The organism is Streptomyces sp. NPDC002754 (genome assembly GCF_053592315.1).
This window is the reverse complement of the sequence record NZ_JBSFVM010000069.1, coordinates 1-7,013: the sequence shown is the minus strand read 5'-3', so window position 1 is coordinate 7,013 and position 7,013 is coordinate 1. Positions and strand designations below refer to the sequence as shown.

Here is a 7,013-nt window from a genome sequence, read left to right as displayed (position 1 = left end):
CCCTCGTCGTCGAGGCCGCGAAGCTGTACGAGTCGGGGGTCGCCACCGCCGAGGACATCGACGTCGCCTGCAAGCTGGGCTTCGGAGCCCCTGCGGCGATCGAGCAGCGGGGTCCGGGGCAGCGCCCCGAGTCCGCAACCCCGGCGCCGCGCTCACCCGGAACGGGTCAGCGACAGCAGGTCACGCGCAGGCCCCACCGGCAGGTGCCCCGTGGGCCACACCGCCCGCAACTCCCTCGCCAACCCCACCCCCTCCAACGGAATCTCCACCAGCCGCCGCGAGGCCAACTCCTCCCCCACCGCCAACTCGCTCAACACGGAGGGCCCCGCCCCACTCACCGCCGCCGACTTCACCGCCGTCGTCGACGACAACTCGATCAACGGCCGCGCCAACCCGCCGAGCGCCGCGTCCAGCACCTGCCGCGTCCCCGACCCCTCCTCCCGCAGGATGAGCGGGGTAACGGCCAGCTCCCCCGCGGCCAGCGGCTTGCGGCGACGCGCCCACGGATGCCCCGGCGCCGTCACCACGATCAGCCGGTCGTGCGCGATGACCGCGGAGTCGAGCCCCGCGGGAACCGTGCGCCCTTCCACGAACCCGAGGTCCGCCTCGCCTCCGAGCAGCCGCTCCGCGACCGCCGTCGAGTTCCCCGCGAGCAGCGAAACCGCCGTGTCGGGCCGCTCCGCGCGCAGCGCGATCAGCCAGCGCGGCAGCAGATACTCGGCGATCGTCATGCTCGCCGCCACCCGCAGCCGCGAGTCCCGCCGGTCCCGCAGCGCGGACGCCCCCGCGTCGAACTGCTCGGCCGCCTCCACGATGGGCCGCGCCCAGTCCGTGACGAGCGCCCCGCTGTCGGTGAGCCGCGAGCCGCGCGGCGAACGGTCGACGAGGGCGAGCCCGAGCTGCCGCTCCATCGACCGGATCCGGCTGCTCGCGGCGGGCTGCGTGATGCCGAGGGCGCGGGCGGCCGCGCCGAGGCTGCCGAGCCGGGCCACCGCGAGCAGCAGCTGCAACGCGCCGAGTTCGGGCACGCGGTGCGCGAGCCCCGCGTCCGGCGCCTGCTCCGTGATCCCTGTCCGCTCCTGGCTCATAAGGCCAGGTTATGCGCTCATAGCGAGAGAGTCCCTGGTGGGGGCCGATGCCCGGCGGGACCGTAGGTCCATGGTCACTGCCGCCCAACCCACACCCCGTTCCCGTCCCGTCCCCTCCCCCGCCTCCGGCGTCCGCGCCGCCGTGAGGCAACTCGGCCCCAACTGGTACGCCTCCGTCATGGGCACCGCGATCATCGCCAACGCGGGCGCCACGCTGCCCGTACACCTCGCAGGCCTGCGCACCGGCCTCACGGTGGTGTGGGCCCTGTCGTTCGTGCTGCTGCTCGTCCTCCTCGGCGCCCGCGCCCTGCACTGGACGCACCACCGCGACCGGGCCAGGGAACAGTTGCTCGACCCGACGGCCGCGCCGTTCTACGGCTGCCTGTCGATGGCGCTCCTCGCGGTGGGCGCGGGCACGGTGCTCGTGGGGCAGGACTGGATCGGTGTCCGGGCGGCGATCACCGTGGACGTCGTGCTGTTCGTGGCCGGCACGGTCATTGGACTCGTCGCGGCGGTCGCCATCCCGTATCTGATGGTGGTCCGCCATCGCATCGCCGCCGAGGACGCCTCGCCGGTGTGGCTGCTGCCGGTCGTCGCGCCGATGGTGTCCGCGGCCGTGGGCCCGCTGCTGCTGCCGCACCTGCCGGCCGGACAGGCACAGCAGACCCTGCTGTTCGCCTGTTACGCCATGTTCGGCCTCAGCCTGCTCGCGACCCTGGTCATGTTGCCGGTGATCTTCGCGCGGCTCGTCACGGCGGGCCCGCTGCCGGTGCTGCTGACCCCGACACTGTTCCTCGTGCTCGGTCCGCTCGGCCAGTCGACGACCGCGGCCAACAAGTTCGCCGACGTCGCGGGTGGCGTGCTCCCCGCCTCGTACGCGCACGGTTTCACCGCGTTCGCCGTCCTGTACGGGGTTCCGGTGATGGGGTTCGCCCTGATGTGGCTGGGGCTTGCCCTCGCGATGGTGCGGAGGGCGTGCCGCCGGGGGATGGGGTTCGGGATGACGTGGTGGGCGTTCACGTTTCCCGTCGGGACGTGTGTGACGGGGGCGGAGGGCCTGGGCAAGCACACCGGGCTCGCGGTGTTCGATGGGCTTGCGGTGGTCCTCTACGTGGGGTTGGTGGCGGTCTGGGCGATCGCCGCGGTCCGCACGCTGTGCGGAGTCTTCGCCGGCCGGCTCCTCGCAGCGCCGTGCTGATGCCGGTCGGCCGACCCAGCCCCGCCGGCGCTTGACCCTTTCAAGCCCCGCCAGCGCCTGACCCTTCAAGCCCCGCCGGCGTTTGAGGCGCGGGGTCCGGGGCGGAGCCCCGAGGGCGGCGGACGGTCCCCCGTGCCGCAAACGCCGCCGACGCCCGAAAAGGCCTGCTCAATCGCCGCAGGGGCTTGAGCGGCTCAGGTGGGCCAGCACCCCCGCCGCCTCCGCCAACGACGGTCCGTACCACGTGAGATGGCGGCCGCTGACGAGTGCGGTCGGCACCTCGAAGCACTCCGGGCCGTCGTCCGCCGTGAAGCGGTACGGCTCGTCCGGGAGGATCACCACGTCCGGGTTCCGGGCGCGGATTTCGTCGAGGGTGACGCGCGGATAGCGCTCCGCGTGGCCCGCGTACACGTTGTCGACGCCGACCCGGGCCAGGAGGTCCCCGGCGAAGGTGTCCCGGCCGAGCACCATCCACGGCCGCCGCCAGATCGGCACGACGCCCGTCGACCGGCGTCCGGGCGCGGGGAGTTGGGCCCAGGCGGCCTCCGCCTCGTCCAGCCACCGCGGCCGCGCCACCACCCCGCACGCCCGCAGCACCCGGTCCAACTCCCGTAGAGCCTGCGGCAGTTCACGTATCTCGGTGACGAGCACCTCGACGCCCGCCGCACGCAGGTCGGCGATGTCGGCCGGCCGGTTCTCCTCCTCGTTGGCGACGACGAGGTCCGGACGCAGCGCGAGAACCGCCCGGACGTCGGGGTTCTTGGTGCCGCCGATCCGGGCCACGTCGAGACCCGCCGGATGGGCGCACCAGTCGGTCGCGCCGACGAGCACCCCGGGGAGCGTCACGGCGACCGATTCCGTCAGGGACGGCACGAGCGAGACGACACGCACGGCGGCGGGCCTACTTCGGGCCCGGCTCGTCGACCGCGTCGATGTGCTCGGCGACCGCCACGACGACCACGCGCGCGTCCGGCACGGTCGCCCGCCACCGGTGCCGCACACCGCCGGTCAGGTACAGGGTGTCCCCGCGGACGAGCCGGTACGCGCGCCCCTCCGCCTCGACCTCGACCGCGCCCTGGGTCACATGCATCAGCACGTCGTTGCGGAGCTGGAACTCGCGGCCCGGATCGTGGTCGCCGACGAACTCCTGGGCGTGCATCTGGTGGTGGCCGCGGACCAGGGACCGTACGACGAACCCCTCCGCGTTCTCAGGGGTACCGCTCTCCACCGAGGTGTCGTCCGCGCGCACCAGGTCCACGGTGTGGGCGGGGTCGGCGGCGGCGAGGAGCTCGACGGCGGTGGTACCGAGCGCGTCGGCGACCTTCTCCAGGGAGCGGCGGCTGGGCCGCGCCCGCTCGTTCTCGACCTGGCTGAGGAACGGCACGGACAGTCCGCTGCGCTCGGCGACGGCCGCCAGGGTCAGTTCGAGGGAACGGCGACGACGGCGGACGGCCGCGCCCACGCGAAGTGATTCCTTGTGTTCGTCCACGACTTCCGCTCCCTCCCACCGTTCATGCGCCCGGTTCTTCTTGTGCCCGATTCGTTTGAATGCACCCTACGCATGTTCACCCCGCGGTTTCATGTGAGCGCGGGAAACGCCGTGAGGGGCGGGCTCCCTCTCGGGAACCCGCCCCTCACGGTCGGTCACGCCTCAGAAGGCGGTCAAGAAGCGGTCGGTCAGGAAGCGGTCATCCGCTGCTCGACGTCCTGGTGGCTCTTGAGCCACGTGGAGACGGCTGCCTCCTCGTGCCCCTGCCCCTGCTTCGTGATCTCGGACTCCAGGCTCGCCAGCTCGCTCTCGCTCAGCTTGAAGTTCTTGAACCACTTCGTGAGCTGCGGGTACTTGCTGGGGAACTCCTTGTTGGCGATGGTGCGGATCTTGTCGCCCGGACCCCACGCCTTCTTCGAGTCCTTGAGCTTGGTCAGCTTGTAGTCGTTGTACGCCCAGTGCGGCGACCAGAGCACGACCGCGATCGGCTCCTTCTTGGCGTACGCGCGCTTCAGCTGCGCCAGCATCGCCGGCGTGGAGCCGTCGACGACCTTGTACTCCTTGTCCAGGCCGTAGGCCGGGAGCACGTCCTTCTTCAGCAGGCTCATCTCGCCGGTACCGGCCTCGATACCGATGATCTTGCCGTCGAAGAGCTTCGACTTGCCCTTCAGGTCCTCGTAGGACTTGATGCCCTTCACGTAGGACGGAACAGAGACTTCAAGGGAGGTCGGGCTGTACCAGCTGCCCAGGTCCTTGAGGTTGTTCTTGTTCTTGTCCCAGTAGTTGGACTGGGCGTGCGGCAGCCAGGCGTCGAAGTTGACGTCGAGGTCACCACTGGCGAGGCCGGTGTAGACCGGGCCGACGTCCATCTGCTTGAGGTTGAGCTTGTAGCCCTTCTTCTCCAGAACGTTCTTCCAGAGGTGCGTGACCGCGATGTCCTCGTCCCAGGGGAACCAGGCGACGTTCACGGGGCGCTTGGCCTCGGCCGGAGTCGACTGCTTGACCGGGGCCACCTTGTTGACGACGCCCGGGTTCTTCTTCAGCCACGCCTTGACGGCGTCCTGCTGCTTGCCCTTGCCGACCTTGTTGATCTCGGCTTCAAGACTCGTGAGCTGCTTCTCGGTCATCTTGAAGTTCTTGACCCACTTGTTGACCTCGGGGAAGTCCTTCCCGAAGCCCTTGCGGGCCAGCGAGTGCACCCCGTCGCCCTTGCCCCAGGCACCCTTGGGGTCCTTGAGCTTGGTGAGCTTGTAGTCGTTGTACGCCCAGTGCGGCGACCACAGCGGCACGACGACCGGCTTCTTCGCGGCGTAGGCACGCTTCAGCTGCGCCAGCATCGCCGGCGTGGAGCTGTCGACGACCTTGTACTCCTTGTCGAGGCCGTACTCCTTGAGGACCTTGCTCTTCAGCAGCTGCATCTCACCGGCGCTGGCCTCAATGCCGGTGATCTTGCCGCCGAACTTGTCCGCCTGGCCCTTCAAGTCCTCCATGGACTTGATGTCCTTCATGTACGAAGGAACGGCCAGTTCGAGGGAGGTCGGGCCGTACCAGGAACCCAGGTCCTCGAGCTGCTTGCCGTACTTCTTCCAGTACTGCTCGTGCGTCGTCGGCAGCCACGAGTCGGTCTGGAAGTCGACACTGCCGTCGGCGAGCGAGGTGTAGAGCGGGCCGGCGTCGAACTGCTTGGTCTCGACGTCGAAGCCGCGCTGCTCGAGGATCTCCTTCCACAGGAACGTCGAGGCGACGCCCTCGTCCCACGGGATGTAGCCGATGGAGATCTTCTTGCCCTGGCCGACATTCGTGGCATCGGCGGTCGGGGAACCGCCGGTGCTGGTCTGGCCGAACATGCCCATGCCGCCCGCGACGAGCGCGAGGACGACGACACCGACCACGGCGACCGCCGGGCGGGGACGGTACGACCAGATCTTCAGGCCGTGCGCGGCCCGCAGCTTGTTGAGCGCGCGGCGGCCGAGCGGCGAGACCTGCTGACCGAGCGAGCTGGTCATGCGGTCCAGGTAGACCGCCAGGATCACGATGGAGATACCGGCCTCGGCACCCAGACCCACGTTCAGCTGGCCGATGGCCTCGTTGACCGAGCCACCGAGTCCGCCGGTGCCGACCATGCCCGCGATCGCGGCCATCGACAGGCCCAGCATGATGACCTGGTTGACACCGGCCATGATCGTCGGGAGCGCGAGGGGCAGCTGCACACGCCACAGCGTGTTGCTGGGCTTGGTGCCGAACGCGTCGGCGGCCTCCACCAGCTCCTTGTCGACCTGCCGGATACCCAGCTCGGTCATGCGCACGCCCGGCGGCACCGCGAAGATCAGCGTCGCCACGATACCGGCCGGGGCACCCGAGCCGAAGAACAGAATCGCGGGGATCAGGTAGACCATCGCCGGCAGCGTCTGCATCAGGTCGAGGACCGGACGGAACAGATTGCTGACCCGGTTGGAGCGGGCCGCCCAGATACCGAGCGGCACGCCGATGATCAGAGCGATGATCGTCGACACGAGGACGAGCGACAGCGTCAGCATCGCGTCGTCCCACAGTTCAAGGTTCTGGATGAACCAGAACCCGATGAAGGTCAGTACACCGCCGAGCGTGCCGCGCAGCCAGAACGCGATCACGGCGAAGATGCCTGCCAGCAGGAGCGGCTCGGGCGCCTGCAGAACGTCGCTCAGGCCGTCGTAGACACCGTTGAAGATGCTCTCGAAGAAGCCGAACAGCCAGTCGAGGTGGGTCAGCATCCACTGGACGACGCTGTTGACCCAGTCACCAAAGGGAATCCTAGGCACCGGCATTCACCTTCTCCGCCGGCTCGTCGCCCTCGCCACGCGGCGACTGGACGGCGTCCTTCTTGTCCTTCGTGAGGCCGGTTGCCTCACCGTTCGTACCGTTCTCGACGGTCTTCATCGGCTCGCCGAGCACGGCCAGCAGCCGCTCGCGCGGCACCACACCCTGGAGTTCGCCCTCGTCGTTGACGACGGCGACGGGTATCTCGCTCTGCGAGCAGGGCGTGAAGAGGTCGATGATCGGCGCGTCCTGGTGGACCTTCGCCGGGGCGTCGGCCAGCCGGTACCCGTCCTCGACGTCGGCCATGATCGCGCTCGCGCTGAGCACGCGGGAGCGGTCGACGTCCTGGGTGAAGGAGGCCACGTAGTCGTTGGCCGGCGTGACGAGGATGTCCTCGGCCGAACCGATCTGGACGATGCGACCGTCACGCATGACCGCGATG

At 69.6% G+C, this 7,013-nt stretch carries 5 protein-coding genes and 2 pseudogenes; 2 read left to right on the top strand and 5 right to left on the bottom strand.

Annotated elements, in window-relative coordinates:
- Positions 1 to 86, top strand: a pseudogene (locus ACWD2L_RS40690) (3-hydroxyacyl-CoA dehydrogenase family protein); the annotation flags it as partial.
- A 66-nt stretch (positions 87 to 152) separates the two neighbouring features.
- Here the strand turns inward: ACWD2L_RS40690 and ACWD2L_RS40685 are convergent.
- A complete protein-coding gene (locus ACWD2L_RS40685) occupies positions 153 to 1,088 on the bottom strand; it encodes a LysR family transcriptional regulator (RefSeq protein WP_351345666.1) in 936 nt (311 codons plus the stop codon).
- Positions 1,089 to 1,158: 70 nt separating this feature from the next.
- On the opposite strand from ACWD2L_RS40685, the gene ACWD2L_RS40680 reads away from it, so the two are divergent.
- A complete protein-coding gene (locus ACWD2L_RS40680; protein ID WP_351345669.1) occupies positions 1,159 to 2,286 on the top strand; it encodes a TDT family transporter in 1,128 nt (375 codons plus the stop codon).
- 168 nt (positions 2,287 to 2,454) lie between these two features.
- On the opposite strand, the gene ACWD2L_RS40675 is transcribed toward ACWD2L_RS40680, so the two are convergent.
- The 4 genes and pseudogenes from ACWD2L_RS40675 to ACWD2L_RS40660 all read right to left on the bottom strand — a co-directional run.
- Positions 2,455 to 3,177, bottom strand: coding sequence for a helical backbone metal receptor (locus tag ACWD2L_RS40675; RefSeq protein WP_351345672.1), 723 nt, complete (start codon positions 3,175 to 3,177; stop codon positions 2,455 to 2,457).
- A 10-nt stretch (positions 3,178 to 3,187) separates the two neighbouring features.
- Positions 3,188 to 3,775 (bottom strand): helix-turn-helix domain-containing protein, encoded by a 588-nt coding sequence (locus ACWD2L_RS40670; protein WP_351345675.1) that lies wholly within the window; start codon positions 3,773 to 3,775, stop codon positions 3,188 to 3,190.
- A 188-nt stretch (positions 3,776 to 3,963) separates the two neighbouring features.
- A complete protein-coding gene (locus tag ACWD2L_RS40665; protein ID WP_351345678.1) occupies positions 3,964 to 6,573 on the bottom strand; it encodes an ABC transporter permease/substrate binding protein in 2,610 nt (869 codons plus the stop codon).
- Positions 6,566 to 7,013, bottom strand: a pseudogene (locus ACWD2L_RS40660) (glycine/betaine ABC transporter ATP-binding protein); the annotation flags it as partial. The gene ACWD2L_RS40665 and the pseudogene ACWD2L_RS40660, both read right to left, overlap by 8 nt.

Coding starts and splice junctions, on each gene's coding strand:
- ACWD2L_RS40680 (WP_351345669.1), top strand. CDS start 1,159: ATGGTCACTGCCGCCCAACCCACACCCCGTTCCCGTCCCGTCCCCTCC.
- ACWD2L_RS40685 (WP_351345666.1), bottom strand. CDS start 1,088: ATGAGCCAGGAGCGGACAGGGATCACGGAGCAGGCGCCGGACGCGGGG.